The sequence below is a fragment of the Micromonospora palythoicola genome, from assembly GCF_036689795.1.
In the GTDB taxonomy this organism is placed as follows: domain Bacteria; phylum Actinomycetota; class Actinomycetes; order Mycobacteriales; family Micromonosporaceae; genus Micromonospora; species Micromonospora palythoicola.
The window spans coordinates 26053-51386 of sequence record NZ_JBAGKI010000027.1 but is presented as its reverse complement, the minus strand read 5'-3'; the positions used below and the strand labels follow the sequence as shown (position 1 = coordinate 51386).

30 protein-coding genes are annotated in these 25334 nt (G+C 71.6%); 14 read left to right on the top strand and 16 right to left on the bottom strand.

Annotation, left to right across the window (positions count from 1 at the left end; all coding sequences use genetic code 11):
• Positions 1-70: 70 nt before the first annotated feature.
• A complete protein-coding gene (locus V5O40_RS14715; protein ID WP_332905945.1) occupies positions 71-1537 on the top strand; it encodes a leucyl aminopeptidase family protein in 1467 nt (488 codons plus the stop codon).
• Between the two features lie 61 nt (positions 1538-1598).
• Here V5O40_RS14715 and V5O40_RS14710 read toward each other — a convergent pair whose 3' ends face one another.
• A complete protein-coding gene (locus V5O40_RS14710) occupies positions 1599-2273 on the bottom strand; it encodes an O-methyltransferase (protein ID WP_332905944.1) in 675 nt (224 codons plus the stop codon).
• Positions 2274-2458: 185 nt separating this feature from the next.
• Between V5O40_RS14710 and V5O40_RS14705 the strand changes: the two genes are divergently transcribed.
• Positions 2459-3778 (top strand): S1C family serine protease, encoded by a 1320-nt coding sequence (locus V5O40_RS14705; protein WP_332905943.1) that lies wholly within the window; start codon positions 2459-2461, stop codon positions 3776-3778.
• A gap of 75 nt (positions 3779-3853) precedes the next feature.
• Positions 3854-4273: a Sec-independent protein translocase family protein gene (locus tag V5O40_RS14700; RefSeq protein WP_332905942.1), complete on the top strand. Its 420-nt coding sequence runs from the start codon at positions 3854-3856 to the stop codon at positions 4271-4273.
• 69 nt (positions 4274-4342) lie between these two features.
• Here V5O40_RS14700 and V5O40_RS14695 read toward each other — a convergent pair whose 3' ends face one another.
• From V5O40_RS14695 to V5O40_RS14685, 3 genes are all read right to left on the bottom strand, one after another.
• Positions 4343-5491, bottom strand: coding sequence for an Mrp/NBP35 family ATP-binding protein (locus V5O40_RS14695; RefSeq protein WP_332905941.1), 1149 nt, complete (start codon positions 5489-5491; stop codon positions 4343-4345).
• 65 nt (positions 5492-5556) lie between these two features.
• The gene (locus V5O40_RS14690) at positions 5557-6186 is read right to left on the bottom strand and encodes a DUF1003 domain-containing protein (RefSeq protein ID WP_332905940.1); all 630 of its coding nucleotides are present in this window, start codon (positions 6184-6186) and stop codon (positions 5557-5559) included.
• A complete protein-coding gene (locus tag V5O40_RS14685) occupies positions 6179-7483 on the bottom strand; it encodes a magnesium transporter MgtE N-terminal domain-containing protein (protein ID WP_332905939.1) in 1305 nt (434 codons plus the stop codon). The genes V5O40_RS14690 and V5O40_RS14685 overlap by 8 nt, the downstream gene beginning before the upstream one ends.
• A gap of 108 nt (positions 7484-7591) precedes the next feature.
• Between V5O40_RS14685 and V5O40_RS14680 the strand changes: the two genes are divergently transcribed.
• Both V5O40_RS14680 and V5O40_RS14675 read left to right on the top strand, forming a co-directional pair.
• Positions 7592-8461 (top strand): PhzF family phenazine biosynthesis protein, encoded by an 870-nt coding sequence (locus V5O40_RS14680; protein ID WP_332905938.1) that lies wholly within the window; start codon positions 7592-7594, stop codon positions 8459-8461.
• 22 nt (positions 8462-8483) lie between these two features.
• Positions 8484-9008: a hypothetical protein gene (locus tag V5O40_RS14675; RefSeq protein WP_332905937.1), complete on the top strand. Its 525-nt coding sequence runs from the start codon at positions 8484-8486 to the stop codon at positions 9006-9008.
• Between the two features lie 41 nt (positions 9009-9049).
• Here the strand turns inward: V5O40_RS14675 and V5O40_RS14670 are convergent, their stop codons facing one another.
• Positions 9050-9760, bottom strand: a complete 711-nt coding sequence (locus V5O40_RS14670) for an HAD family hydrolase (RefSeq protein WP_332905936.1) — start codon at positions 9758-9760, stop codon at positions 9050-9052.
• A gap of 144 nt (positions 9761-9904) precedes the next feature.
• On the opposite strand from V5O40_RS14670, the gene V5O40_RS14665 reads away from it, so the two are divergent.
• Positions 9905-10831, top strand: coding sequence for a DMT family transporter (locus V5O40_RS14665; protein WP_332905973.1), 927 nt, complete (start codon positions 9905-9907; stop codon positions 10829-10831).
• A gap of 83 nt (positions 10832-10914) precedes the next feature.
• Here the strand turns inward: V5O40_RS14665 and V5O40_RS14660 are convergent, their stop codons facing one another.
• From V5O40_RS14660 to V5O40_RS14645, 4 genes are all read right to left on the bottom strand, one after another.
• Positions 10915-11730 carry a TlpA family protein disulfide reductase gene (locus V5O40_RS14660; protein WP_332905935.1) on the bottom strand — a complete coding sequence of 272 codons (816 nt, stop codon included), beginning with the start codon at positions 11728-11730 and terminating at the stop codon, positions 10915-10917.
• 73 nt (positions 11731-11803) lie between these two features.
• Positions 11804-12397 (bottom strand): TetR/AcrR family transcriptional regulator, encoded by a 594-nt coding sequence (locus tag V5O40_RS14655; RefSeq protein WP_332905934.1) that lies wholly within the window; start codon positions 12395-12397, stop codon positions 11804-11806.
• Between the two features lie 88 nt (positions 12398-12485).
• Positions 12486-13205, bottom strand: coding sequence for a GNAT family N-acetyltransferase (locus tag V5O40_RS14650; protein WP_332905933.1), 720 nt, complete (start codon positions 13203-13205; stop codon positions 12486-12488).
• 60 nt (positions 13206-13265) lie between these two features.
• Entirely contained in the window at positions 13266-14117 is an 852-nt protein-coding gene (locus V5O40_RS14645; RefSeq protein ID WP_332905972.1) for an SDR family NAD(P)-dependent oxidoreductase, read from the bottom strand.
• Between the two features lie 110 nt (positions 14118-14227).
• Between V5O40_RS14645 and V5O40_RS14640 the strand changes: the two genes are divergently transcribed.
• A complete protein-coding gene (locus tag V5O40_RS14640) occupies positions 14228-15184 on the top strand; it encodes an HpcH/HpaI aldolase/citrate lyase family protein (protein WP_332905932.1) in 957 nt (318 codons plus the stop codon).
• 55 nt (positions 15185-15239) lie between these two features.
• Here the strand turns inward: V5O40_RS14640 and V5O40_RS14635 are convergent, their stop codons facing one another.
• Complete coding sequence (locus V5O40_RS14635) at positions 15240-15788, bottom strand: DUF4190 domain-containing protein (protein WP_332905931.1); 549 nt, start codon at positions 15786-15788, stop codon at positions 15240-15242.
• 191 nt (positions 15789-15979) lie between these two features.
• On the opposite strand from V5O40_RS14635, the gene V5O40_RS14630 reads away from it, so the two are divergent.
• Positions 15980-16816, top strand: a complete 837-nt coding sequence (locus tag V5O40_RS14630; RefSeq protein WP_332905971.1) for an SDR family NAD(P)-dependent oxidoreductase — start codon at positions 15980-15982, stop codon at positions 16814-16816.
• A gap of 6 nt (positions 16817-16822) precedes the next feature.
• On the opposite strand, the gene V5O40_RS14625 is transcribed toward V5O40_RS14630, so the two are convergent.
• Positions 16823-17296, bottom strand: coding sequence for a DUF4190 domain-containing protein (locus V5O40_RS14625; RefSeq protein WP_332905930.1), 474 nt, complete (start codon positions 17294-17296; stop codon positions 16823-16825).
• Between the two features lie 184 nt (positions 17297-17480).
• On the opposite strand from V5O40_RS14625, the gene V5O40_RS14620 reads away from it, so the two are divergent.
• Entirely contained in the window at positions 17481-18677 is a 1197-nt protein-coding gene (locus V5O40_RS14620; RefSeq protein ID WP_332905929.1) for an acyl-CoA dehydrogenase family protein, read from the top strand.
• Between the two features lie 4 nt (positions 18678-18681).
• Here V5O40_RS14620 and V5O40_RS14615 read toward each other — a convergent pair whose 3' ends face one another.
• Both V5O40_RS14615 and V5O40_RS14610 read right to left on the bottom strand, forming a co-directional pair.
• A complete protein-coding gene (locus V5O40_RS14615; RefSeq protein WP_332905928.1) occupies positions 18682-19089 on the bottom strand; it encodes a CoA-binding protein in 408 nt (135 codons plus the stop codon).
• An 85-nt stretch (positions 19090-19174) separates the two neighbouring features.
• Positions 19175-20215, bottom strand: coding sequence for an Rv2578c family radical SAM protein (locus V5O40_RS14610; RefSeq protein WP_332905927.1), 1041 nt, complete (start codon positions 20213-20215; stop codon positions 19175-19177).
• A gap of 92 nt (positions 20216-20307) precedes the next feature.
• On the opposite strand from V5O40_RS14610, the gene V5O40_RS14605 reads away from it, so the two are divergent.
• Positions 20308-20706: a thiol-disulfide oxidoreductase DCC family protein gene (locus V5O40_RS14605; RefSeq protein WP_332905926.1), complete on the top strand. Its 399-nt coding sequence runs from the start codon at positions 20308-20310 to the stop codon at positions 20704-20706.
• An 83-nt stretch (positions 20707-20789) separates the two neighbouring features.
• On the opposite strand, the gene V5O40_RS14600 is transcribed toward V5O40_RS14605, so the two are convergent.
• From V5O40_RS14600 to trxA, 3 genes are all read right to left on the bottom strand, one after another.
• The gene (locus V5O40_RS14600; protein WP_332905925.1) at positions 20790-21725 is read right to left on the bottom strand and encodes an MFS transporter permease; all 936 of its coding nucleotides are present in this window, start codon (positions 21723-21725) and stop codon (positions 20790-20792) included.
• The gene (locus tag V5O40_RS14595) at positions 21722-22162 is read right to left on the bottom strand and encodes a hypothetical protein (protein WP_332905924.1); all 441 of its coding nucleotides are present in this window, start codon (positions 22160-22162) and stop codon (positions 21722-21724) included. Before V5O40_RS14595 ends, V5O40_RS14600 begins: the two co-directional genes overlap by 4 nt.
• A gap of 146 nt (positions 22163-22308) precedes the next feature.
• On the bottom strand, positions 22309-22671 hold the full coding sequence (gene trxA, locus V5O40_RS14590; protein ID WP_269739941.1) for a thioredoxin: 363 nt from the start codon (positions 22669-22671) through the stop codon (positions 22309-22311).
• Positions 22672-23259: 588 nt separating this feature from the next.
• Here trxA and V5O40_RS14585 point away from each other — a divergent pair.
• The 4 genes from V5O40_RS14585 to V5O40_RS14570 all read left to right on the top strand — a co-directional run bounded on the left by V5O40_RS14585 (position 23260) and on the right by V5O40_RS14570 (position 25288).
• Positions 23260-23775, top strand: a complete 516-nt coding sequence (locus tag V5O40_RS14585; protein ID WP_332905923.1) for a MaoC family dehydratase — start codon at positions 23260-23262, stop codon at positions 23773-23775.
• 198 nt (positions 23776-23973) lie between these two features.
• Positions 23974-24441, top strand: coding sequence for a hypothetical protein (locus V5O40_RS14580; RefSeq protein ID WP_332905922.1), 468 nt, complete (start codon positions 23974-23976; stop codon positions 24439-24441).
• 57 nt (positions 24442-24498) lie between these two features.
• Positions 24499-24675, top strand: a complete 177-nt coding sequence (locus V5O40_RS14575; protein WP_332905921.1) for a hypothetical protein — start codon at positions 24499-24501, stop codon at positions 24673-24675.
• On the top strand, positions 24665-25288 hold the full coding sequence (locus tag V5O40_RS14570) for a TrmH family RNA methyltransferase (protein ID WP_332905920.1): 624 nt from the start codon (positions 24665-24667) through the stop codon (positions 25286-25288). The genes V5O40_RS14575 and V5O40_RS14570 overlap by 11 nt, the downstream gene beginning before the upstream one ends.
• Positions 25289-25334: the final 46 nt, after the last annotated feature.

Below are 25334 nucleotides of genomic sequence, written 5' to 3'. Positions count from 1 at the left end.
GGCTCAGAGCCGTCACACCTTCGCGCGGTCCGACCCACCGCGCGTCCGTCTCCAGGAGGTACGGCTCCGCGTGCTCGCCATTCGTCTGACCGCCGAGCCGGAACGGCTCGACACCCTGATCGTGCCCGTGCGGCCCGGCGCCGCCGACGACACACCGGCCGAGGCGGTGCCGACCGCGGTGGCCCCACCCGACGGGATCGCCGACGAGGTGGCCGCATTGATCCCGGCGGCGCGGTTCTCGGGCCGGGCCGGCGAGGTGCACGTTCAGCTGCGCCCCGGGGGCGGTCCCGGGCGGCTGCTGCTGCTCGGGATCGGCGCGGCCGACGAGGCGGCGTGGCGGGCGAGCGGCGCGGCACTGGCCCGGGCCACCAAAGATGAGACTCATGTCACACTCGCGCTGCCGAGCGGGGTGGCACCCGAGGCGGTGCGCGGCCTGGCCGAGGGGCTGCTGCTGGCGTCGTACCGGTTCCGGCTGGGTGCGGACGCCGACGCGCCCGCGCTCGCCGACGTCGACCTGGCGGTCACCGACCCCGAGGCGTACGAGCAGGCCGTCGAGGTGGCGCGGACGACCGCCCGGATGACCCGACTGGCCCGGGACCTCACCAACATGCCCTCCTCGGTGAAGAACCCGCAGTGGTTCGCCGAGCAGGTCACCGCGGCCGCGGCCGACCTGCCCGGGCTCACGCTGCGGGTCCGCGAGCCGGAGCAACTGGCCGCCGAGGGCTTCGGCGGCATCCTCGCCGTCGGTGGCGGATCGGCCAGCGGCCCGCGCCTGGTCGAGCTGGACTGGCGTCCCGCGGACGCCCGGACCCATGTGGTCCTGGTGGGCAAGGGCATCACCTTCGACACCGGCGGCATCTCGATCAAGCCCGTGCCGGCGATGAAGCTGATGCGCAAGGACATGGCCGGTGCCGCCGCCGTCGTGGCGGCCACCCTCGGCGCCGCCACGCTGGGCCTGCCGGTCCGGGTGACCACGCTTGCGCCGCTGGCCGAGAACATGGTCAGCGGGGCCGCGTTCCGGCCCGGCGACGTCGTGCGGCACTACGGCGGGATGACCAGCGAGACGACGAACTCCGACGCCGAGGGGCGGCTGGTGCTCGCCGACGCGCTGGCGTACGCCGTCCAGGAACTCAAGCCCGACCTGCTTGTCGACCTGGCCACCCTGACCGGCGCCAACGCGGTGGCGCTGGGCACCCGCACCGGCGCCCTCTACAGCGACAACGACCAGCTCGCCGAGGATCTGCTGGCGGCGATCAGATCGGCCGGTGAGTCGGCCTGGCGGATGCCGCTGCCCGCCGACTACGTCGAGCACCTCGGCAGCGACCTGGCCGACCTGCACAGTGCGCCGACGCAGGGCGGCGGTTCCGTGCTGGCCGCGCTCTACCTGCGGGAGTTCACCGGCGAGCTGGCCGACCGGTGGCTGCACATCGACATGTCCGCACCCTCCTGGTGCGAACGCGACGACGCGGAGCTGACCCGGGGTGCGACCGGCTGGGGCGTACGCGGGCTGCTGCGCTGGTTGGCCGCGCTGGACTGACCCTGGAGTGCTGCCGGCCGGTCGGGGGGCCGCCAGCCGGACGGGCCGCGAGTGTGTGGGCTCAGCAGCGCACCGCGGCCAGCAGCCCGTGGCCGACCGGCAGCAGCGCCGGAATCCAGTGCTCCGACTCGCGGATGGCCTTCACCGTCTCGCGCACCAGCACCGTCTCCGAATCGCGGGCGGCCGGGTCACCGATCCGGCCGCCGGCCAGCGCACCGTTGAGCACCAGTACGCCGCCCGGCCGCAGCAGCCGCAACGCGGCGTCCACGCAGGCGGTGAAGCCGGTCACCTCGGCGTCGACGAAGACCAGGTCGTACGCGCCGTCGGCGAGCCGGGGCAGGACGTCCAGCGCCCGGCCGGTGATGATCCGGGTGCGGCCGGAGACGTAGCCGGCCTCGGCGAAGATGCGCCGGGCGATCCGCTGATGCTCCACCTCGACGTCGATGGTGGTGAGCACCCCGTCGGCCCGCATCCCGCGCAGCAACCACACCCCGCTGACACCGGTGCCGGTGCCGATCTCGACCACCGCGCGGGCGTTGCCGGCGGCGGCGAGCAGGCGCAACGCGGCACCCGCGCCTGCGGTGACCGCGTCCAGGCCGACCTCGCGGGCGAGGCTGCGGGCGGTCCGCAGGACGAGGTCCTCGGTGACGTACGACTCGGCGAACTGCAGGGCCGGGTTCGTCGAACTGCCGGAACCGGCGACCGTGGCGATGGGGCACCTCCGGGCGACGAGCATGATGCGCAGGGTGGTTGGGCACTGTGACTCTAGAGGCGGCCAGCTCTGAGCGCAGCGGGGCATCCACCCGCGGTGACAACCGCTGACCCGGTGCGGCGCATCCGTGCAATCCTGGAAGCGGTGTCCGTAGCCCGCGCCGGACCGCGGACGCGTGGACACCGGGGGACGGGAGTGGGAGGCACCGAGTGACCGACGGCTGGGACTGGCGCCAGCCCGGCGTGGGCGGAGCACCGGCCGGGCATCCGACGGCCGGGCATCCGACGGCCGGTGGACCGGGGACACCGCAGGACGGCGGCCATGCCGGGTCGCCGTGGTGGTCCGACGCGCTCGCCGATCCGTGGCGGGATCCGCACGCACCGGCGGCGGTGGTGCTGCCCGCGGCACCGGTCGTCGGCAGCGAACCGGAACCGGTCGTCGATCCCGACGCGGCTGGCCGGCCGAGACTCCAGCAACTGCTGCTCATTCCGCTGGTGATCGCCCTGCTCGCCGGCGCGCTCGGTGGTGCGCTGGGCTACGCCTTCGCGATCCGTGGTGGTGCCGGTGCGACGGTGCTGGGCGCGGTCCCCGGTGCGGCGCCCACGCTCGCCCAACGCCCGCCGGAGTCGCTGGCCGGCGTCGCCGAACGGGTGCTGCCCAGCGTGGTCACCGTCCGGGTCGCCGGCCTGGGTGGCACCAGCGAGGGCTCAGGCTTCATCGCCAGTGCCGACGGCCATGTGATCACGAACGACCACGTGGTGGCCGGCGGCACCGGCAAGGCGTCGGTCATCTTCAACGACGGCAGCTCGGCGTCCGCGACGGTGGTGGGACAGGACGCGGAGTCCGACATCGCGGTGATCAAGGTCTCCCGCACCGGGCTGCGCCCGGTGGAGTTCGGCGACTCCGACGCCCTGGCCGTCGGCGATCCGGTGCTGGCGATGGGTTCGCCGCTGTCGTTGGCGAACACGGTCACCGCGGGCATCGTCAGCGCCCTGGACCGGACGATGCACGCCGGCGAGCCGGGCGGACCGACGCGCTACTACGCCGCCATCCAGACCGACGCCGCGGTCAACCACGGCAACTCGGGCGGCCCGCTCGTCGACGCGGCGGGACGGGTCATCGGCGTCAACTCCACGATCAAGTCGCTGGTCGCCGAGGGCCAGGAGGCCGGCAACATCGGTCTTGCCTTCGCGATCCCGATCAACCAGGCGAAAAGGATCACCCAGGACATCATCGGCACCGGGAAGGCCCGCCGTACGGTGATCGGCGCCCAGGTGGGCGGGCCCGGCTCGGGCACCAACGGTGCCGGCGTACGCCTCGCGACGGTCGAGCCGTCCGGCCCGGCCGCCGGTGCGGGACTGCGCGCCGGTGACGTGATCCTGAAGCTGAACGGTCGCCCGATGACCGAGCCGACCGACCTCATCGCCCTGGTCCGTAAGTACGCGCCCGGCTCGGTGGTGACCGTCGAGTACCGCCGGGGCTCGACCCGACAGAACGCCTCGGTCACCCTCGCCGCGGACGCGAAGTGACCCCTCACCCTCTTCTGGCAGCGGCACCGACGTGCGTACTCTGGCTGCGGTAGCCGGGGGAAAGGGGGACCGAGGGTGTTCGAGAACCTGAACGTGTGGGAGGTCGGCGCGCTGCTGCTGCTGGCGCTGCTGATCTTCGGCGACCGGCTGCCGGCGGTGATCAGTGACGGGCTGCGGATGGTGCGCAATCTACGCAACATGGCCCGCAGCGCCACCACGGACCTGAGCAAGGAACTGGGCACCGACATCCAGTTGGAGGACCTGCACCCCAAGGCGTTCATCCGCAAGCATCTGCTCAGCGAGGAGGACGAGCAGGCGATCCGGAAGCCGCTTCAGGGCGTCTACGACGGTCTCCGCGCCGATGTCACCGGTGTGCACGACGAACTCAAGGACGTCGCGAACGCGGCCGACCCGCGCCGGCCCGGTCCGCCCCCGGCGAGCACCACCAGCCCGGTGCCGGCCCCCCGCGCGGTCAGCTACGACGACGTCACCTGACCGCCGCCACGAGAGGCGGCCTCCGCGCCTGAACCGGGTCCGGGCCGGGCGGGGTGTGGACCGGCGCGCTCAGCGTCCGGCCGGCTTGAGACCCAGCGGCTTGCCGAGCAGGGACTCGCGACGCAGCGCGAGCCGGTCGGCCACCTGGCCCAGCGCCTTCGACGCCGGAGAATCCGGCTCGGCGAGCACGATCGGGTTGCCCTCGTCGCCCGCCTCCCGGACCCGGGTGTCCAGCGGCACCTGACCCAGCAGCGGCACCGACGCGCCGATCGTCTGGGTCAGCGAATCCGCCACCGTCTGGCCGCCGCCGGCACCGAAGATCTCCATCCGGGAGCCGTCGGGCAGCTCCAGCCAGGACATGTTCTCGATCACACCGACCACCCGCTGGTGGGTCTGCAACGCGATCGCGCCCGCCCGCTCGGCGACCTCCGCGGCGGCGGCCTGCGGGGTGGTGACCACCAGGATCTCGGCGTTCGGCAGCAGTTGGGCCAGCGAGATCGCCACGTCGCCGGTGCCCGGGGGAAGGTCGAGCAGCAGGACGTCGAGATCACCCCAGTAGACGTCGGCGAGGAACTGCTGCAACGCGCGGTGCAGCATCGGACCCCGCCAGACCACGGCGGCGTTGCCGGCGGTGAACATCCCGATCGAGATGACCTTCACCCCGTGCGCCTGCGGCGGCATGATCATGTCTTCGACCCGGGTGGGCCGGCCGTCCGCACCGAGCATCCGCGGCACCGAGTGCCCGTAGATGTCCGCGTCCACCACGCCGACGGAAAGGCCCCGGGCGGCCAGTGCGGCGGCCAGGTTGACCGTCACGCTGGACTTGCCGACACCGCCCTTGCCGCTGGCCACCGCGTACACCCGGGTGCGAGAGCCGGGCTGGGCGAACGGGATCACCGGCTCCTCGGTCGCACCGCCGCCGCGCAGCTTCGCCTGGAGTTCCTGGCGCTGCTCGGTGCTCATCACCCCGAACTCGATCTCGACGCCGCTGACCCCGCTCACCGCGCCCACGGCCGCGGTGATGTCCGCCCGGAGTTTGTCCTTCAGCGGGCAACCGGCCACGGTCAGCAGCAACTCGACCCGGACCACGCCGTCCTCGCCGACCTCGGCGGAACGCACCATGCCGAGTTCGGTGATCGGCCGGCGGATCTCCGGGTCGTTGACGGTGGCCAGAGCGGCCAGGACGGCGTCGTTGACGGTGCTGACGGGAGCTGACATGCCCGTAATGCTACGTCGGCGGCAGGCTGTCACCGGTGCCGGTGACAGCGGTGTGAGCGAGTCGATCAGCTCTCCGGGCGGTGGGAGGTCGCCGGGTCGTGACGACCGTCACCCGGTTGGTCGCCGTCCACCTCGTCGCGGGGCTCGTCCAGCCCGTCACCACCGGCCCGGACGGCCGGGTCGTCCCGGTGCCGGCGCTCCAGCCGCTGTCGCCGCTGCGCCGCCTCGTCCAGCTCCTCGGCGAGCCGGGTCAACTCGGAGCGGACGAAGTCCCGGGTGGCCACCTCGCCGAGTGCGATCCGCAGTGCGGCGATCTCCCGGGCCAGGTACTCCGTGTCGGCCTTCTGCATGGTCGCCCGGCGTCGGTCCTCCTCCATCGCCACCCGATCGCGGTCGGCCTGACGGTTCTGTGCCAGCAGGATCAGCGGTGCCGCGTACGAGGCCTGAATGGAGAGCACCAGGGTGAGGAAGGTGAAGGTGTACGGGTCGAAGCGCATTCCCGCCGGGGCGAGAGTGTTCCAGAGGAACCATGCGCTGATCACCAGCGTCATGTAGACGATGAAGTTCGCCGTACCCATGCCACGGGCGATGCCCTCGGCCCAGCGTCCGAACGTCTCCTGATCCACCCGGGGCAGCTTGAATCCCCGGGGCTCCCGCGGTAGGTCGAGCCGTTCCGCGCGCCGCTGCTCAGTCATGGCCACCGTCCGTCGCCGGGTCCGGAACGGTCGGGGTTCCGTTCGTCAGGCCGCCCGACGCGGCATCCCGGTCCCGCCAGTCCCGGGGCAGCGAGTGGTCCAGCACGTCGTCGACGGTGACGGCACCCACCAGCCGGTTGTTCCGGTCGATCACCGGCATGGCCACCAGATCGTAGGTGGCCATCCGGCGGGTGATCTCCGGCAGTGGGGTGGTCGGACGCAGTGGATCGATGTCGTTGACCACCACCCCGCCGAGCAGATCGGCCGGGGGCTCGCGGAGCAGCCGCTGGAAGTGCACCATGCCCAGGTAGCGGCCGGTGGGGGTGGCCATCGGCGCCCGGGCCACGAACACCTGCGCGGCCACCGCCGGGGAGAGCTGCGGTTCCCTGATCCGCGCGAGGGCCTCCGCCACCGTCGCGTCCGGGGGCAGGATGACCGGTTCGGAGGTCATCACGCTGCCCGCCGTGCCCGGTGTGTACTTCAGCAACTGCCGCACCGAGTCGGCCTCGTCCGGTTCCATCAGGTCGAGCAGTACGTCCTGCTCCGGCGGCGGCAGCTCGCCGAGCAGGTCGGCGGCGTCGTCCGGGTCCATCTCCTCCAGGATGTCGGCGGCCCGTTCGCGGTCCAGCGCGGCGAGGATCTCCACCTGGTCGTGCTCGGGCAGCTCGCTGAGCACGTCGGCGAGCCGCTGGTCGTCCAGGGCAGCCGCGACCTCGTTGCGCCGGGCGTCGGGCAGGTCCTGGAGCGCGTTGGCCAGGTCCGCCGGGCGCATGTCCTCCAGTACGGCGAGCAGGTTGGCGGTGCCCCGGGTCTCCGCCACGCCGCTGAGCCCGCGTACCTGGTTCCACTCGACCTGGTGCAGGTGGCCCCGGCGAGCCAACCGGCCGGTCTGCTCGCGGACCGCCACCCGGGTCAGCGACCACTCGCCACCACGACTGCACTCCATCGCCACGTCGACCACCGACGCGGCCCGGCCCTCCGGTGCGACCTGCACCCGGCGGTCCAGCAGTTCCTGCAGGACGAGCAACTCGTTCGGGCGCTTCTCGAACCGGCGCAGGTTCAACGTGCCGCTGCCCAGCACGATGGCGTCGGCGTCGATCGAGGTGATCCGGTTGATGGAGAGGAAGATCCGTCGGCGCATCGGCATCTCGGCGACCAGACCGACGACCTCGGGCGGCCGTTGGCTCACGCGCAGCCGGGCCACCGCGTCGCGTACCCGGCCCACCTGGTCGCCGTTGGGGTCGAAGACAGCGACTCCGGAAAGTCGGGCGATGTACACCCGGGTCGGCGTGCTCACGGGCACCAGCCTAGGTGGTGTGTCGACGCCCCGGCCGACGATGCTCCAGGGGCGGCACGGCCGGGCAGTGACCCGGACATACGCCCCGAGGGCCTAGTGTCTATCAACATGTCGACCTTGGCTTACGAGATCGTGGACGTCTTCACCGACCGTCCGTACGCCGGGAACCCCCTCGCGGTGGTCTTCGGCGCCGACGGGCTGGCGACCGACCAGATGCAGGCTCTGGCGCGCGAGTTCAACCTCTCGGAGACGGTCTTCGTGCTGCCCGCCACGCAGGTCGGTGCCACCTACCGGGCGCGGATCTTCACGCCGGTCGACGAATTGCCGTTCGCCGGTCACCCGAGCGTCGGCGCTGCGGTCACCGCCGCTCGCCGAGGCCTCTTTCCGACCGGGCAGGTCAACCAGGAGTGCGGTGCCGGGGTGCTGCCGATCGAGGTGAGCGAGGGCGCCGCCATCCTCACCGGCGGCAGCCCCACCCTCGGGCCCGAACTGGAGCCGGAGCCGCTGCTCGAGATGGTCGGGCTCGGCGCCGAGGACCACCTCGGCCCGGCGCCCCGGGTCGCCGGCTGCGGCCTGGAGTTCCCGTTCCTGCCGGTACGCCCCGACGCCCTCGCCCGGGCCCGGCTGGACCCGGTGGCGGCCGGGCGGTACGGCATCGAGCATGTCAGCGTCTTCTCCTGGAACCCCGCGACCCAAACCGCGCACGCCCGGGTCTTCGTCCCCGGTCTCGGCGTACCCGAGGACCCGGCGACCGGTTCGGCCGCGCTCGGTCTCGGAGTGTGGCTGGTCGCCAGCGGCCTGCTGCCCGGCGAGGGACGATCGTCCTACACCGTCCGGCAGGGCGTCGAGATGGGCCGACCGGCCTCGCTGGCCTGCACCGTGACCGCAGCCGGTGGCGTGGCGGTGGGCACCACCGTCGCCGGTCAGGTGATGCCGGTGGCCCGGGGGGAGATCCTCGTCCCGCCGTTCGTCGGCTGACGGCCGACGCGGACCGGCCCGGATGCGAGAGGATGCCGCGGTGACCGACGAGCCTGAGAACCACCCACTGGTCGACGAGGCGATGAAGAAGGCCTCGGTGGCCTGGGTCGCGGTGGCCGGCAACCCGTCGCTGGCCCTGTGGTGCGTACCCCTGGAGGCCGCGCTGTTCGTGGTCAGCGGCCCCGGGGAGCAGTCCGCGCCGGGCCTGGCCGAGGCGGACGAGGCCCAGGTGACGCAGCGCGGCGATCACGGTGGCCGGATCGTCACCTGGCCGGCGCGGGTCAGCCGGGTGGCACCCGGCACCGAGCAGTGGGAAACGCTCGCCCCGTTGGTGGCGGCCAAACGGCTCAACGCGCCCGGACCCACCACGGAGCTCGTCGCCCGCTGGGCTGCCGACGGATGCGCCCTGGTGCGGCTCGCGCCGGCCGGCAAGCCGGCGCACGGCGACGAGTTGCCGTCCGGCTCGCTGGCCGAGCAGCCCCGGCCGACGCCGGCGGTGCGCGCCACCCGACGGCCGTTCCGGCTGCACCGCGTCCGGCGGCGCTGAGAACCTCGTTCGCGGCGACGTCGGCCCGGGGTGGCCGCGAGCTACGCGGGTGCGCCGACCGGGCTGGGAGCCTCGTCGACCAGGTCGACGACCTCGCAGAGGGATTCCAGGGTCCGACCGGCCCAGTCCGCGTCGAGGTTGAACACCAGATGGTCGGCGAGGTCGGGTGCGGCGAGCCGGACCGCGCTCAGGCCGGCGCGCTGCGCACCGGTCAACTCCTGGCTGCCCCCGTCACCGACGTAGAGACAGTCTGCTGGCGGCAGACCCAGCCGCGCACAGGCGGCCAGGTAGAGGCTCGCGTCCGGCTTGCAGCGCCCCACCTGCACCGAGAACACCCGAACGTCGAGCAGCGGGGCGACCGCCAGCTCCGGCAGGAACGTCGGCAGCTCATGGGTGCAGTCACTGATCACCCCGGTCCGTACGCCCCGCCGCCGCAGCGCCCGCAGGGTCGGCACGGCCTCGTCCCGTAACCGGGTGTCCGCACGTACGGCCTGGTGGCGGGCAACGGCTGCGGCTCGCAACGCCTCCGCCGAAGGGTGTACGCCGACCTGTTCGCACACCCAGCGCAAGGTCCCCTCGACGGTGTCGAAGCGCCCGCTGGCGCGTTCGTAGAAGCTGCGGTCGAGCACCTTGAGAAAGGTGTCCGGCGGACAGCCGAGCAGTTCGGCGGTGCTGAGGTGACCCTCGCCACGCTGAACCGGACGGGTCAACGTGCCGAAGAAGTCGAACAGCACCGCGCGGAACGTGGGCATGGAAACCGACTCCGGGCGGAAGGGAGGAGCCCTGGGTGAGGACGCGCATGATCGTAACCGAACGCTGACGGAAAGTGGTGCCCCTACGGCGTGTGAAGATTGCACCTCGTGGTCACCGAACCCCATCGTCCGCCGCTCGACCTGATGACCGGCGCGGCACTGGCCGTAGCCGTCTTCGCCGTCTCGTCGTCCGCGCCGCTCATCGCGTTCGCCGCCGCGCCCGCCCTGGCGGTCGCCTTCTGGCGCAACATGCTGGCCGTCGCCGTGCTGAGTCCGTTCGCGCTGACCCGCCGACGGTCCGAGTTCCGCTTCGTCACCACCGGCGCGGGCCGCCGCGAGGGCATGTTCTGCGTCCTCTCCGGGGTGGCGCTGGCGGCGCATTTCGCCGCCTGGATGCCGAGCGCGAAGCTCACCTCGGTGGCCGCGGCAACGGCGCTGGTGGCCACCCAGCCGGTCTGGCAGGGGCTGATCGCCCGGGCGCAGGGCCGCCGATTGCCGGTGGGTGTCTGGGCCGGCATCGGGGTGGCCGTGGTCGGGGCGGTGCTGGCGACCGGAGCCGACTTCACGGTCTCGGGTCAGGCCTTCACCGGCGATCTGCTGGCGCTGGCCGGTGGGCTGTTCGCGGCGGTGTACACCGCGCTGGGTGAGCGGGCCCGGGTCACCGTTAGCAACGCCACCTACACCACCATCTGCTACGGCGTGTGCGGCCTGATCCTGCTGGTGGTCTGTCTCGTCGGCCGGGTGCCGCTCAGCGGCTTCGACACCGGCACCTGGCTGGCCGTGCTCGCCCTGGTCGGCGGGGCACAGCTGCTCGGCCACTCGATGTTCAGCTACGCGCTGCGGCGGGTCTCGGCCACCACGGTGAGCGTGCTGATCCTGCTGGAGGCACCCGGCGCGGCGCTGATCGGCTGGGCGTGGTTGGGTCAGCTGCCCGACCCGGTGACCCTGCCCGGCCTGTCACTGCTGCTGGTCGGGGTGGCCGTGGTGGTGTTGTCCAGCGCCCGCACCGCCCGGCGTGCGACACGCGTCAGCACGGCGGTGCCGGCGGACGCGGTGCCGGTCCGCGACTGAGCAGTCGTGCTATCCAGGTTCGCCGCCGCCCGCCTCGGCGGTCACACCGGGCCGGACGGACATCCCTGGACCCCGCCGGCGCGCTACGACGCCACCGCGACCACGGCGGCGGCCAGGACGACAACCGCACCGGTGAACGCTGCCGCCGCGATACCTCGGCGGTCCTTCGGCAGTCGCCGGAACAGACGGGAGATCCGTCCGAGCACGGCCAGCGGCGTGGCCGCCAGCCAGATGTCACGTTCGACCCGACCGCCGGCGAAGGTCACCACCCCGGGCAGGTGACCGACGGCGCGCAGCAGCGGTCCGACCATGGCGCGGCTGCGCCCGCGCGGCGGAGCAGCCCCGGCCGTGATCGCGGCCAGAGCTGTTCGCAGGCCCTGCTCGTCGTTGGCCCAGTGGGCCCGGTAACTGATCACGCCGGTGGCGTCGAGAAGGTACGCCGAGTTGGGCTTCGGGCTCATCGCCCGGTGCAACCCGCCGTCCAGGTCGTCGACGGCCACCTCGAATGCGATCCCGTGGTGCTTGCGCAACTCCTCGGCATGCCGCCACTTGTCCTCGGCGGTCCGGGGCTGACCGAACCGCTCGCCCGGGTGCGCCTCGCGGGTGTTCACCAGAACGAACCGCACCCGATCGCCGAAGTCGCGGTGCAGGGCGCGCAACACCGGCCCGGCGCTCTCGGTGACCGGGCAGGTCCGTGAACCGAAGACCATCAGCACCGGCAGGTGACCGAGGTCGGCGTCGGTGAAGCGGCCGCCGCCCAGGGTCGGCAGGTCGAAAGCCGGCATCCGGTCACCGGGCGCGGGAGCATTCCGGTCGAACGTCAGATCGTCGAGCAGCAGGGCGGTGCGGAAGCGGGTGAACCGGTACTCCTCGCCCGCGTTGGTGGTCGACTGCGGCATGGGACCTCCTCAGTAATTGACCGATCGGTCAACTCAACGTGCATGACGAACGGGCGCTCGTCGCTGGCGAGGGTCAGCCAGACGCCCGCAGCAGCAGCCGGATGTCGGCCTTGGCGAGCAGCACCAGGGATGGGTCGTCGTGCGCCTTGGCCAGCAGCGCCAGCCCCTGTATCAGCGCCAGCGCACGGGTCGCGGCACTGTCGGCATCGACGTCGGCCGGCACGTCGCCGCGCCCCTTCGCCTCGCTGATGGCCGTGGCGAAATAGCCCGCCCAGCCGGACAGCACCCGCCCCGCCCGGGCTCGGCCGTCGTCGCCGTGACCGGCCACCTCGGCGGCCAGGTCGCCGAGTGGGCACCCGGGGGTCGCGCCGAACCGTTCCCGCATGAGCGAGAGCATCCGCACGAAGCTGTCGACGAACCGGTCGACGCGCGCCAGCGGCGGTACGTCCGCGACGAAGGCCTCCTCCAGCACGGCGTGCAGCATCTCCCAGTTGCGGTCCAGCACGGCTCCGCCGAGCGCTTCCTTGGATGGAAAGAAGTGGTAGAGGCTCCCCTTGTGGACACCTGCCGCCTTGCAGATCTCCTCGGTGCTGACCTCGGCCAGCGAGGCGCCGTGAACCAGGTCGCGCGCCACCGCGACGATGCGGTCCCGAGTGTCCCGAGCCACGACTCACTCCCCAGAATTGACTGCTCGGTCTAATTTAAGTCGTCGTTGACCGATCGGTCAAGTCCGAGGGCGCCGACCCGGCGGCCGGTCACACCTCGTGTACCTCGAGCACCCGGGTCTGCGGGGCGGCCTCGCCGAGCGCCACCCGCAGCGCGATCCGCTCCGGATCGGCCAGGTACGACTCGTATCCGGCCCGGGTGTCGAACCGGATGACGTGTACCTCAGCACCCCCGTCACCGGTGCGCAGCCGGCGTTCCAGCCGTCCGCCGTGGCGTGGCAGCAGCGCCAGCACGGTGTCCTCGTACCGTTGTCCGGCCTCGACCGCGCTGGCGGGAAGCTCCACCAGAGCGACCAGGCGCACCACGGCGGCCGGGTCGTTCACCAGCGACTTCCAGAACTGGTGGTCGACGTGACCACCGGGGATGCCCTCCCGACGACCGGTGTCGAGGTAGCCGTGCCGGCGGTAGAAGCCCGGAGCCTGGAACGAGAACGAGGCGACCGAGATCTCGGTGCAGCCCCGCCGTCGGGCCTCCTGCTCGGCCGCCGTCAGCAGCCGACCGCCCCAGCCTTCGCCACGGCGATCCGCGCGGACCCAGACCATGTTGATCCCGGCGCAGCCGCCCCAGGTCCACCCGGTGAGCCCGGCCATCAGCTCACCGCCCGCGTCGGTGACCCGGACGGACAGCGCCGCCTCGTCGGTGGCGCCGGTGGCCCGCTGGTTGAAACTGGTCAGCTCCGCGTCCAACCGGGCGGTCAGTTCCTCGTCCTCGCCCAGCACGTGCAGGTTGACGCCCTCCGCGACGGTCATGGCGCGGAGTATCGCAAGGTTTACCGACCGGGGCGACCCGGTTGCCCGGCCGACGCGACCTCAGGCCGGATGCCCCGGGTGGCCCGGCCCGTCCGGGATGCCCACCGCGGCGGCGCTGGCCGCCCAGAGTCGCGCCGCGAGCCCCGGGTCGGCCGCCTTGGGCCACGGGCGGCGTGGCCGGCAGTCGAAGTAGTAGCCACCGTTCGTCAGCCGGGAGCTGTCCTGGTTGGCGAGCCAGACCAACGTCTGGGCGCCCTTGGCCGGGCTGCGGAACGGCAGCAGACGCATGCCCAGGGCGACCACCCGACTCTCGTTGCCGAACCGGGTCCGCACCACCCCCGGATGGAAGCAGTACGAGTCGACCTGCGACCACCTGCGGGCCGCCTCCGCGGTGAACAGGATGTTCGCCTGCTTGCTGGTGCCGTACGCGGACATCGGGCGGTAACGGCGCAGCGGGGCGTTGAGGTCGTCCGGATCGAGGGCGCCGCTGCGGTGCGCGCCGGAGGCGGTCACCACCATGCGGCGTACCCGGTCGGCCAGGAGGTTGCTGAGCAGGAAGGGCGCCAGGTGGTTGGCCTGGACGGACAGTTCGAAACCGTCGACGGTGGTGACCGGCTGGAGCACGATCGCGCCGGCGTTGTTGGCCAGCACGTCGATCCGGTCGTACCCGGCGCGCAGCCGCTCGGCCAACCGCCGGACGTCGTCGAGGGCGGCGAAATCGGCCCGGAACACCTCGGGCCGCTCCCCGGAAGCCTCGCGGACCTCGTCGGCGGCGGCTCGCAGTCGGGCCGGATCCCGGCCGACCAGGACCAGCCGGTCGCCCCGGCAGGCCAGCTTGATGGCGGCGGCCAATCCGATGCCGGAGCTGGCCCCGGTTATCACGACCAGTCGGCGGTCAGTGACATCTTCCACAGGTCCATTCACCGCGGTCACGGCACGAGGTTACCGTGGCGTCACAAGCACCTCAGAGATCGTTGAGTCAGGGGCGGCGCTGTGGCCGTGCCCCGGAAGGAGCGCCGTCGATGGCGGTTGTCGGGCGTCCCCGCCGGTCCTGTCTGGCCGTGCCCGGATCGAGCGTCAAGATGCTCGGCAAGGCCCAGGGCCTTCCCGCCGACCAGGTCTTCCTCGACCTGGAGGACGCGGTCGCCCCACTGGCCAAGCCGGAGGCCCGCAAGAACATCGTGGCCGCGCTGAACGAGGGTGACTGGGCCGGCAAGACCCGGGTCGTCCGGGTCAACGATCTCACCACCCCGTGGACCTACCGGGACGTCATCGACGTGGTGGAAGGCGCGGGGGCCAACCTCGACTGCGTGATGCTGCCGAAGGTGCAGGACGCGGCGCAGGTGCAGTGGCTGGACCTGACCCTCACCCAACTGGAGAAGACCCTCGGCCTGGAGGTGGGCCGGATCGGCATCGAGGCGCAGATCGAGAACGCCGCCGGCCTGGTCAACGTCGACGCCATCGCCGCCGCGTCGCCCCGGGTCGAGACGATCATCTTCGGTCCGGCCGACTTCATGGCCTCGATCAACATGAGGTCGCTGGTGGTCGGCGCACTCATCCCCGACTACCCGGGCGACCCTTACCACTACATCCTGATGCGCATCCTGATGGCCGCCCGGATGCACGACAAGCAGGCCATCGACGGCCCGTTCCTGCAGATCCGGGACACCGACGGGTTCCGCGAGGTGGCGAAGCGGTCGGCGGCGCTCGGCTTCGACGGCAAGTGGGTGCTGCATCCCGGGCAGATCGATGCCGCGAACGAGGTCTACTCGCCGGCCCAGGCCGACTACGACCACGCCGAGTTGATCCTCGACGCCTACCAGCACTACACCTCGGAGGCCGGTGGCCGGCTGGGCGCGGTGATGCTCGGCGACGAGATGATCGACGAGGCGTCCCGCAAGATGGCGCTGGTGATCGCCGCCAAGGGCCGGGCCGCCGGCCTGACCCGCACCTCGACGTTCAGCCCGCCGGCCGAGTAACCGGGGCGATCACCCCGCGCCCGCCCCGACCTCGGCCGGGGCGGGCGTTCACCGGTCAGGTGGTGGAGGACGAGTTCGCGATGGCGAAGCCGATCGCGATGGCGTAACCGATGATCACCAGTGCGAGCAGGCCGGTGAGGATCCAACCGACGATGATGGCGGCCTTGGCCATCCCCTCGCCGCTCTCGCCGGTCTCCCGGATCTGACGCATGGCCACGTGCCCCATGATGGCGCCGACCGGGGCGGTGATGCACGAGCCGATCCCGATCAGGGAGAGGACCAGGGCGACGATCGCCAGCGAGTTCGTCTTCTGCTGCGGGTAGCCGTACCCGGGCTGGGGGTAGCCGTACCCGGGCGGGGGCGGCGGCGGGTAACCGGCGGGCTGGGCCGGCGGGTAACCGGCCGGCGGGTACGGCGCGGCAGCCGGGTCAGACTTCATCCCGGCGTACGGATCGGCCGGTGGCTGATACGGATCGTATCCGGACGGCTGCGGTGGAACGGCCGGCTGCGAGCTGACCGGCAGCGTCGGGTCGGCGGGCGGGCTGGACGGCTGGCCGGTCGATGCGGGGTCGGGCCAGCCGCCGGCCGGCGGGGGTTGCGTCATCGGGCTTCTCTTCCGTCGCGATGATGTGGCGCAGTCAGGGTAGTCATTGCCGCGCACCTCGCGACGCGCCCGGCACCGGGTGCGCGTTGCCCGACAGCGGCGGGAAAGGGCAGGATCTCGGCATGGGGATTGACGCGCGCGCGGCGGACCGCTCCGGCAACAGACCGAGACGGGACGTCAGCCGGCCGGGCATGAGCCGGCGACCACGCCCTGCCGCGACACCGGAGCCCGGCGACCAGGACGCACCGGCACCACTGCCCGAGCCGGTGACCATGCGGTTGGACGGCAAGGTCGCGCTGGTGACGGGGGCGGGCAGCCCGGACGGCATCGGGTACGCCACCGCTCGCCGACTGTCCGACCTGGGCGCCCGGGTGGCGATCGTGTCGACCACCCGGCGCATCCACGAGCGGGCCGGCGAACTCGGGGTGACCGGTTTCGTCGCCGACCTCACCGACGAGTCGGAGGTGGGCGCGCTTGCCGACGCCGTGGCCGAGCAGCTCGGCGACGTCGAGGTGCTGGTGAACAACGCGGGTCTGGCCAGCCGGGCCAGCCCGGAGGTGCTGCGCCCGGTGGCGCAGCTCAGCTACGACGAGTGGCGGGGCGAGATCGACCGGAACCTGACCACCGCCTTCCTGTGCAGCCGGGCCTTCATCGGCGGCATGGCCGAGCGCGGTTGGGGTCGGATCGTCAATCTGGCCGCCACCGCCGGTCCGGTCAACGCGCTGCCCACCGAGGCGGCGTACGCGGCGGCCAAGGCGGGCGTGGTGGGCCTGACCCGGGCGCTGGCCATGGAGATGATCGCCGACGGCGTGACGGTCAACGCGGTGGCTCCGGGCACCATCTACACCGCGGCCTCGACCATGGCCGAGATCAAGCAGGGTCTGGGTACGCCGGTGGGGCGGCCCGGCACGCCCGACGAGGTGGCCGCGGCGATCACCTTCCTCTGCTCGCCGGCCGCGTCGTACATCACCGGCCAGATGTTGGTGGTCGACGGCGGCAACAGCGTCCGCGAGGCCCAGTTCCGCTGAACGGGCTCAGGTGCTGGTGCCGTCGGAGCCGGCCCAGATCGCCAGGGCCAGCCAGCCGCAGCAGGCCAGCAGGAAGAGGCCGGTGAAGATGTAGCTGAGGATCAGGCCCCAGGTGGCGAGCTGCTCGCCGTCCTCGCCGCTGGTGCGCAGCTGCCGCTTGGCCAGGTGACCGAGGGCGATGCCGGCGGGTGCGAAGACGAAGGCGAAGACCAGCGAGAGGATGGCCAGCACGTTGGTGCCGCGCCCGCCGCCCTGCCCGGCCGGTGGTCCGTACTGCCCGTAGGGCACCTGTGGGGCGTACGGGGGTTGCTGAGCCCACTGCTGGCCGTGCGGCTGTTGGCCCGGATGCTCGTACGACGGCTGCCCGTACGCCGGCTGTTCGCCCTGCTGTCCGTACGGTTGGCCGTACTGCGGCTGCTGCCCGCCCGGCGGTGGCTCGTAGGGCGACGGTGGCTGGTCCGGCTCCGGTGGTTGGCCCACGCTCTCCTCCTACGGTCCCAACGTCCCTGGTGGGCGGGCCCCTCACTGCGGGACGCTACCCGCAGCGGTGAACCATTTCACAGCGGTTGGGTGGACTGGTCGCCTTGGCCCCCAGGGTCGGGCGACCGATACTGATCGAGCGTTTAGTTACCAGTGAGTAGGCGCTGAATCCCCGGAGGCTGAGATGGCTCGACTCGCCCAGACGCCCGGCCTGACCGACGAGCAGCGGGCGATCCTGCAGACCGTCCGGGAATTCGCGGACAAGGAGATCATCCCGCACGCGCAGCGCCTGGAGCACGCCGACGAGTACCCGGCCGACATCCTCGACGGGATGAAGGAGATGGGCCTGTTCGGGCTCACCATCGCCGAGGAGTACGGCGGTCTCGGCGAGTCCCTGCTCACCTACGCCCTCGTGGTGGAGGAACTCTCCCGGGGCTGGATGTCGATCTCCGGCATCGTGAACACGCACTTCATCGTGGCGTACCTGATCTCCCAGCACGGCTCCGCCGAACAGCGGGCCCGGCTGCTGCCGAGGATGGCCACCGGCGAGGTCCGCGGTGCCTTCTCGATGTCGGAACCGGAGTGCGGCTCCGACGTCTCGGCGATCAAGTCGAAGGCCGTCCGCGACGGCGACCGGTTCGTCATCAACGGCCAGAAGATGTGGCTCACCAACGGCGCGTACTCGTCGGTGGTGGCCACCCTGGTGCGCACCGAGACCGGCGCCGACTCGGTCTACGGCAACATGAGCACCTTCCTGCTGGAGAAGGAGCCCGGCTTCGGTGAGACCGCCCCGGGCCTGACCATCCCCGGCAAGATCGACAAGATGGGCTACAAGGGCGTCGAGACCACCGAGATGGTGCTCGACGGCGTCACCGTTCCCGACAGCGCCGTCCTCGGCGGGGCCGACCAGGTGGGTCGGGGTTTCTATCAGATGATGGACGGCATCGAGGTCGGTCGGGTCAACGTGGCCGCCCGCGCCTGCGGCATCTCCATCCGGGCCTTCGAACTGGCCGTCGGGTACGCCCAGCAGCGCCGGACCTTCGGCCAGCCGCTGGCGAAGCACCAGGCCATCGCCTTCAAGCTGGCCGAGATGGGTACGAAGATCGAGGCGGCGCACGCGCTGATGGTCAACGCTGCCCGGCTCAAGGACGCCGGCCAGCGCAACGACGTCGAGGCGGGGATGGCGAAGCTGCTCGCCTCGGAATACTGCGCCGAGGTCGTCCAGGAGGCGTTCCGCATCCACGGTGGCTACGGCTACTCCAAGGAGTACGAGATCGAGCGGCTGATGCGGGAGGCCCCGTTCCTGCTGATCGGCGAGGGCACCTCGGAGATCCAGAAGACCATCATCTCCCGCGGCCTGCTCCGCGACTACAAGCTCTGAGCGGTCAGCTCCGGCGGGTCAGCCCGGCGGCGGCCCGCTCCACGATCAGGCAGCGGTCCTCCACGTAGTCGATGCCGGCCTCCTCGGCGATCCGCCGGGCCTCCGGCGACACGATGCCGAGCTGCAACCACACCGCCGGGGCACCGATCGTCACCGCCTGCCGCACCACGTCCACGGCGTCGTCGGCCGGTCGGAACACGTCGACAAGGTCGACCGGGTGGGGGATGTCGGCCAGGGACCGGTACACCGGCTCGCCGAACAGTTCGTCGGCGGTCGGGTTGACCGGGATGATGCGCCAGCCGTGCCGCTGCATCTCCAGCGGTACCCGGTGAGCAGCCTTGAACGGATCGCGGGACGCACCGACGACGGCGATCACGGCGGCGTCGGCGAGGATCTGCTTGGCGGAACGCATCCGACGACTGTAGCCGCGTCGCTGTCAGGCTGCCCCCGATCGACCTTTCGACAACGCTCAGCCGCACCGCACCGCCGCGCCCCGTTCAGAGCAGGCTCAGCTGCTCCGGTGCTGGTGCGGGCTGCGGCGCAGCACGGTGGCCGCCGGCCTCGGCCCGGATCAGTCCGTGCCGGCGGGCGGCGATGCGGACCCGTGCGGTCAATTCCCGCTGGTAGGACTGCGGCGCGTACGCGCCCGCGCCGAACAGCTCCCGGTAGCGCGGCACCAGCCGGGGATACTCCCGCCCGAGCCACCGCGCGTACCACTCGCGGGCGCCGGGACGTAGGTGTAGCGCAAGCGGCGTCACGCTGGCCGCGCCCGCGGCGGCGATCGCCGCCACGGTGGCCTCGATCGACTCGTCCGAGTCGGAGAGGCCGGGCAGGATCGGCGCCATCAGTACGCCGACCTCGAATCCGGCGTCGGCGAACCGGCGTATCGCGTCGAGCCGGCGGCGTGGACTCGGCGTGCCGGGCTCGACCGAGCGCCACAGTCGCTCGTCGACGAAGCCGACCGAGAAGGAGATGCCCACCCGGGTGACCTCGGCCGCCTGCCGCAGCAGCGGGAGATCACGTTGGATCAGGGTGCCCTTGGTCAGGATCGAGAACGGATTCGCGAAGTCGCGCAGCGCCTCGATGATCGGCGGCATGAGCCGGTAGCGCCCCTCGGCCCGCTGGTAGCAGTCGACGTTGGTGCCCATCGCCACGTGCGCGCCGCGCCAGCGCGGCGCGGCCAGCTCACGACGCAGCAACTCACCCGCGTTGACCTTGACGACTACCCGGCTGTCGAAGTCCGCCCCCGCGTCGAAGTCAAGATAGGTGTGGGTATTTCGGGCAAAGCAGTAAAAACATGCATGACTGCATCCCCGGTACGGGTTGACGGTCCACTCGAACGGGACGCGGGAGGTGCCCGGAACCTTGTTGAGGATCGACTTGGCGCGTACCTCGTAGAAGGTCATCCCGGCGAAGTCGGGAGTGTCGAAGGTGCGGACGACCGCATCGGGCAGCGCCAGCGGCAGGGGTGGCGTCGCTGGCGCTGCCCGTCCGGGATTCTCCTCGACCGGGGGAGCGGTCAGGTTCTCCCAGCGCATGGCCAGTATTCGAACACATGTCCTAGTGGCGTGCAAGTGACTCGCCGGACACCTGTGTGTGGGGTGGCCGACGCTGGGGGGAGGATGAAGGCATGTCGACCTTCGTCTACGACGGGGACTGCGCCTTCTGCACCCGCTGCGCGGAGTTCATCGAGCGCCGGATTCCCACCGACGCCCGAGTGGTGCCCTGGCAATTCGCCGACCTCGACCGGCTCGGCCTGACCGAGGCGCAGTGCGAGGAGGCGGTGCAGTGGGTCGGCTCGGACGGCAGCCGGGCCGCCGGCCCGGACGCCATCGCGGCGCTGCTGGCCAGCAGCGGCCGTGGGTGGCGGCTCGCCGGAGCCGGGCTACGGATCCCGCCGGTACGCGCCGTCGCCTGGCCCGCGTACCGCTGGGTGGCCCGCAACCGGCACCGGATGCCCGGCGGTACGGCCGCCTGCTCGCTGCCCCAGGAAACTCGGGACCGCCTCTACGGCCCCTCCGGCGACTGACACCGCACCAGGGCGGACCGCCCGCCTGTTCCGTGCGTTACGTCTCGCGGGAGCCCTCGCGCCGAGCACGGATCGTGGGCCGGTCAGGGCGCCGTCGGGTCCGGCACCGGCTCGTGGCCACCGCGTCGTGTCCTCGCGGGCGTGGTTATGTCGGCCAGTGGATCCGCGTCGAGCCCGCGCTGATCGGGCGTGGACCTGCGGGACAGCAGCCGTCGCATTGCGACGAGCGGGCGGACCTTCTCCAGCGGTAGGAAGCTGGTCATGGCGACCAGGTGCGGGGCGAACGAGATGGTGATCGTCGCGATCGTCGCCAGGTGGAACGAGTAGAAGAACCCGACCATGGCCAGCCGCCAGCGCTCGGGCAGCACGAAGACCAGCGGGCTGAGCAGTTCGAACGCGAGGATGCCGAACTGGGCGACGAGCAGCAGGTGGGGCACCTGCGCGATCAGGTCCGCCAGGTCGGTGCCGCGTCGGATGATCGCCTTCGCGAGCACCGAGCCGGTGGCCCAGTCCAGGCCGCCGAAACGGAACTTGGCCCAGGCGGCCAGGAAGTAGGTGCAGATCACCGAGATCTGGGTGACCCGCAGCGCCCAACCGCCGGCCTCCGTCCTGGTCGGGTCGCCGTGCCGGGCGCGCCCGGCGGTGGGCAGCACGGCCAGCGCGACGAGCAGGGCGAACCGGTCGTGGTCCACCTTGCCGTAGCTCATCGCGATGATCATCCACTCCAGGTAGAGCGCGAAGACCGTCCAGCCGAGCAGCCGGTGAGCGCGTCCGGTCGCGGCGAGCAGGGCCAGCAGCAGCAGGGCCCAGAAGATCACGCTCACCAGCGTCGCGGTGGGGGTGGGTAGCGGCAGTACGCGCCCGACGAACAGCGGTTGGTAGAGGTTGCCGGGTACGTCGACGCGGTCGCGTACCCAGGGGGTGAACACGACCAGGTCGGCGGCGACGAACAGGTAGACGAGCGTGCGGAACGCGGCGACGCGACCGCGCGGCACCGCCTCGGTGAGCCAGCGGCTCATGGGGTGACCTGCCAGTGGACGACGGTCTCGTCGAGCCACCGGCCGGTGGGTCGACGGTCGGTGACGTCGTGCCACCGGATCACGATCCGGACCTCGGCCAGCTCCGGTGCGTCGGGGTGGCGTCGGCCGTACGCCTCGGCGATCTCGCGCAACCGGCTGGGGTCGGCGACGTACCGACTCTGCTGGCCCTCGATCTCGGCCCGGCGGATGCCGGTCGCCGCCTCACCCAGGTCGACGAGGTCGCCGTTGCGGTCGACCCCTTCCACCCGGGTGTCCGGTGCGTCCGCGTCGGCCGGATCGGAGGTGGAGTACATCCGGAAGGGGCCGAACGGGAAGTGGTCGTCGGCGCCCCAGACCGTGCCGGCGAGCAGGACGGCGAGGCCGAGTGCCGTCACCGCCACCCGGACCGTACGGCCGCGGCTCGTCAACGCATCCATCGGATGCCGAAGATACGGCACCGGCGGGCGTTGCAGTGGCCTGATCGGCGGGCCGTGTCCCAGCTGTGACGGGCCGGCGAGCGGACGGGTGCGCAGACGCCGCTGGCCGGGCCCGATCGGGGCCCGGCCAGCGTGCCGAGGTGAGATCAGTGCTTGTGCTCGGCGAGCTTCTTGCGCACGTCGTCCATGTCGAGCGCCTGAACCTGCTCGATCAGGTTCTCCAGAGCCGACTCCGGTAGCGCGCCCGGCTGGGCGAAGACGATCACGCCGTCGCGGATCGCCATGATGGTCGGGATGGACCGGATGTCGAACTTGGCGGCGAGTTCCTGCTGCGCCTCCGTGTCCACCTTGCCGAAGGTGATGTCCGCGTGCTTGTCCGACGATCGCTCGTAGACCGGAGCGAACCGCTTGCAGGGACCGCACCAGTCGGCCCAGAAGTCGACCAGCACGATGCCGTCGCCTTCGGTCACCTGGTCGAAGTTGGCCGTGGTCAGCTCGACGGTTGCCATGTGAGTCTCTCCGATCACGCGGAACAGCTACGTCTGGTGGAACCCGGGCGTACCCCTTCGCATTCCCGTCGTGGTGCCACCGTAACCCTGGTCGCAGTCCGGATGGGGTGTTTGCCCGCATCGATCGTCGTCGGTCTCCGCAGGCGTCCGCAGATCGCACATGCATGTCGCATTTGCGTGACCGCCCGTAATGGGAGCGTTTCCAATGAGATCAACGCTCTGACCGGGTACGAAGCGGTAACTTTGGCGCTGACTAGCAGCGATTCGACCTGCGGAGATCGCTTTTTGACCGATGATCTGTCACTCAGAGTAATGTAACAAAAAGATAAATGTGACCTCGGTCTCTGTGCGACCGGACCGGCGTGCGGCAGAATCTTGAAGCATCAGAGCGTGGGCGGCGGGTGCCGGGGAGGGCCCCGCCGCTCATTGCGTCCGGCCTCGGTCCAGCCGCGCCGGCCCCGCCCGCTCCGGTGCCTGTCGGTCTCGGCCGGTGTGACATTCCGCCGCCCGTCGCGCCCCCCGGTTCTCCTTAACCCTCGATAAGGCATGCTGTGCCGAACTCCGCCGCCTCCGTCGAGGGAGACCAGGATGCAGTTCGGCCGCTACTACGAGGAGTTCGAGGTCGGCGCGGTCTACCGGCACTGGCCGGGCAAGACGGTCACCGAGTACGACGACCACCTGTTCTGCCTGCTCACCATGAACCATCATCCGCTGCACCTGGACGCGCACTACGCCGAGAACGCGAGTCAGTTCGGGCGCAACGTCGTGGTCGGCAACTACATCTACTCGCTCCTGCTCGGCATGTCGGTGCCGGACGTCAGTGGCAAGGCCATCGCGAACCTGGAGATCGAGTCGCTGCGGCACGTCGCACCCACCTTCCACGGCGACACGATCTACGGCGAGACGACCGTGCTTGACAAGCGGGAGTCCGCCTCCAAACCGGATCGTGGCGTGGTGGCGGTGGAGACGCGCGGCTACAACCAGGACGGCACGTTGGTCTGCGTCTTCCGGCGCAAGGTGATGGTCCCCAAACGGGAGTACGCGGCGACAGCCGTTCCTGACGGCGTCGACCCCGAGCGGCCCAGCTTTCCCGAACCGCGCTGACCCGGGCGGTGGCGTCCCGGACCCGTCGCGGCCGGTCGACCGCGGCCGGCGTGCGTCCTCGGCTATCTGCTGACCGAGCTGTCGTTGACCGTCCTCGGCGCGGCGAGCCTGGGTAGGCGGTGGCACGCCGCGGCGGGTTCCCGCCGTAGGGGTTCGGTCCCCGTCCCGGGCGAATATGCTGGCGCCGGAGGTCCCGCCATGAGCGAGCGAATCACCACCGCCACCGCCTATTCCGCCACCGAGTGGGACCTGCTCACCGGTCTGCCCGGGCGGGTGATCGTGGCCGCCGCCCAACCCGGCCCGGGGCGTCCGCCCCGCAGCGTGGCGGCGGGTCTGGCCGGACTGGACGCGGTGGCGGCCGGACGAGCCTTCGACAGCGATCTGGTCCGGGCGGTGGTGGCCGCGATCTACGCCCGGCACGACGGGCCGTCCCGGCCGGCGGCGCCGCTCACCGATCTGGTGGACGTGCTCGCCGCCTGCCGGGCCGTCGTGCGGGTACTGGCTCGGCATGCCGATCCCGCCGACTCGGCCGCCTACCGGCAGTGGGTGCAGTCGGTGGCCGCCCGCGTCTGTCGCACCGCGTCCTCTTCTGTGCCCGGCGGCGTGCTGGCACCCGCCGACCGTCGATTCCTCGACCGGCTCGGCGGCGCCCTCGCCCTGCGCTGACCGGTGCGGTGACCGCGCACTCGACGGTGACCGCGGTCCGCCGCCGGCGGTCTGCGGGTGGTCCGCGTGTTTGCGGTGCACTGGATGGTGCTCACGGCGCCCAGCCGGTCCGATGACTGGCAGGTGGAGTTGGATCTGCCGGCTGGAAAGGTGATCGCCTGGTCGGCCCGGCCCTGGGGCCGCACCGACCTGCTCCGGGCGGCGGGGCGTAACCTGCGTGACCGTGACCGGTGAGCAGCTCGACGTCGGCGTGGGGCCCTGGCCCGGCGACCCGCCGGAGGATCCCCGCTACGACCCGGAACTGCTCGCCGCGGGGGACCGGCGCAACGTGGTCGACCGCTATCGCTACTGGCGACGCGAGGCCGTCGTCGCCGACCTGGACCGGCGACGCCACGACTTCCACGTGGCGATCGAGAACTGGCAGCACGACCTCAACATCGGCACGGTGGTCCGCAACGCCAACGCGTTCCTCGCGGCCGAGGTGCACATCGTGGGCCGGCGGCGCTGGAACCGCCGCGGCGCGATGGTCACCGACCGCTACCAGCACGTACGCCACCACGAGACGATCGACCAGTTGATCGTCTGGGCGGCGGAGCACGAGCTGCCGCTGGTTGGCATCGACAACCTGCCCGGCTGTCGGCCACTGGAGACCAGCACGCTGCCCCGGCGGTGCGTCCTGTTGTTCGGTCAGGAGGGTCCGGGGCTCTCCGAGGCCGCCCGTTCCGCGTGCGAGCAGGTCTTCTCGATCGCCCAGTACGGCTCGACCCGCTCGATCAACGCCGGGGTGGCGAGCGGCATCGCCATGCACGCCTGGATCCGCGCCCACGCCGACCCACCCCCGACCTGACCCCACCCCCACCGCTGCTGTTGACCATGAAGTTGTTGTCGCGACA

Coding starts and splice junctions, on each gene's coding strand:
- V5O40_RS14640 (WP_332905932.1), top strand. CDS start 14,228: ATGGCGGTTGTCGGGCGTCCCCGCCGGTCCTGTCTGGCCGTGCCCGGA.
- V5O40_RS14660 (WP_332905935.1), bottom strand. CDS start 11,730: ATGCCGCAGTCGACCACCAACGCGGGCGAGGAGTACCGGTTCACCCGC.
- V5O40_RS14605 (WP_332905926.1), top strand. CDS start 20,308: ATGTCGACCTTCGTCTACGACGGGGACTGCGCCTTCTGCACCCGCTGC.
- V5O40_RS14675 (WP_332905937.1), top strand. CDS start 8,484: ATGCGAGAGGATGCCGCGGTGACCGACGAGCCTGAGAACCACCCACTG.
- V5O40_RS14595 (WP_332905924.1), bottom strand. CDS start 22,162: ATGGATGCGTTGACGAGCCGCGGCCGTACGGTCCGGGTGGCGGTGACG.
- V5O40_RS14695 (WP_332905941.1), bottom strand. CDS start 5,491: ATGTCAGCTCCCGTCAGCACCGTCAACGACGCCGTCCTGGCCGCTCTG.
- V5O40_RS14630 (WP_332905971.1), top strand. CDS start 15,980: ATGAGCCGGCGACCACGCCCTGCCGCGACACCGGAGCCCGGCGACCAG.
- V5O40_RS14600 (WP_332905925.1), bottom strand. CDS start 21,725: ATGAGCCGCTGGCTCACCGAGGCGGTGCCGCGCGGTCGCGTCGCCGCG.
- V5O40_RS14635 (WP_332905931.1), bottom strand. CDS start 15,788: ATGACGCAACCCCCGCCGGCCGGCGGCTGGCCCGACCCCGCATCGACC.
- V5O40_RS14650 (WP_332905933.1), bottom strand. CDS start 13,205: ATGACCGTCGCGGAGGGCGTCAACCTGCACGTGCTGGGCGAGGACGAG.
- V5O40_RS14585 (WP_332905923.1), top strand. CDS start 23,260: ATGCAGTTCGGCCGCTACTACGAGGAGTTCGAGGTCGGCGCGGTCTAC.
- V5O40_RS14615 (WP_332905928.1), bottom strand. CDS start 19,089: ATGCGTTCCGCCAAGCAGATCCTCGCCGACGCCGCCGTGATCGCCGTC.
- V5O40_RS14665 (WP_332905973.1), top strand. CDS start 9,905: ATGACCGGCGCGGCACTGGCCGTAGCCGTCTTCGCCGTCTCGTCGTCC.
- trxA (WP_269739941.1), bottom strand. CDS start 22,671: ATGGCAACCGTCGAGCTGACCACGGCCAACTTCGACCAGGTGACCGAA.
- V5O40_RS14690 (WP_332905940.1), bottom strand. CDS start 6,186: ATGACTGAGCAGCGGCGCGCGGAACGGCTCGACCTACCGCGGGAGCCC.
- V5O40_RS14610 (WP_332905927.1), bottom strand. CDS start 20,215: ATGCGCTGGGAGAACCTGACCGCTCCCCCGGTCGAGGAGAATCCCGGA.
- V5O40_RS14620 (WP_332905929.1), top strand. CDS start 17,481: ATGGCTCGACTCGCCCAGACGCCCGGCCTGACCGACGAGCAGCGGGCG.
- V5O40_RS14670 (WP_332905936.1), bottom strand. CDS start 9,760: ATGCCCACGTTCCGCGCGGTGCTGTTCGACTTCTTCGGCACGTTGACC.
- V5O40_RS14580 (WP_332905922.1), top strand. CDS start 23,974: ATGAGCGAGCGAATCACCACCGCCACCGCCTATTCCGCCACCGAGTGG.
- V5O40_RS14680 (WP_332905938.1), top strand. CDS start 7,592: ATGTCGACCTTGGCTTACGAGATCGTGGACGTCTTCACCGACCGTCCG.
- V5O40_RS14710 (WP_332905944.1), bottom strand. CDS start 2,273: ATGCTCGTCGCCCGGAGGTGCCCCATCGCCACGGTCGCCGGTTCCGGC.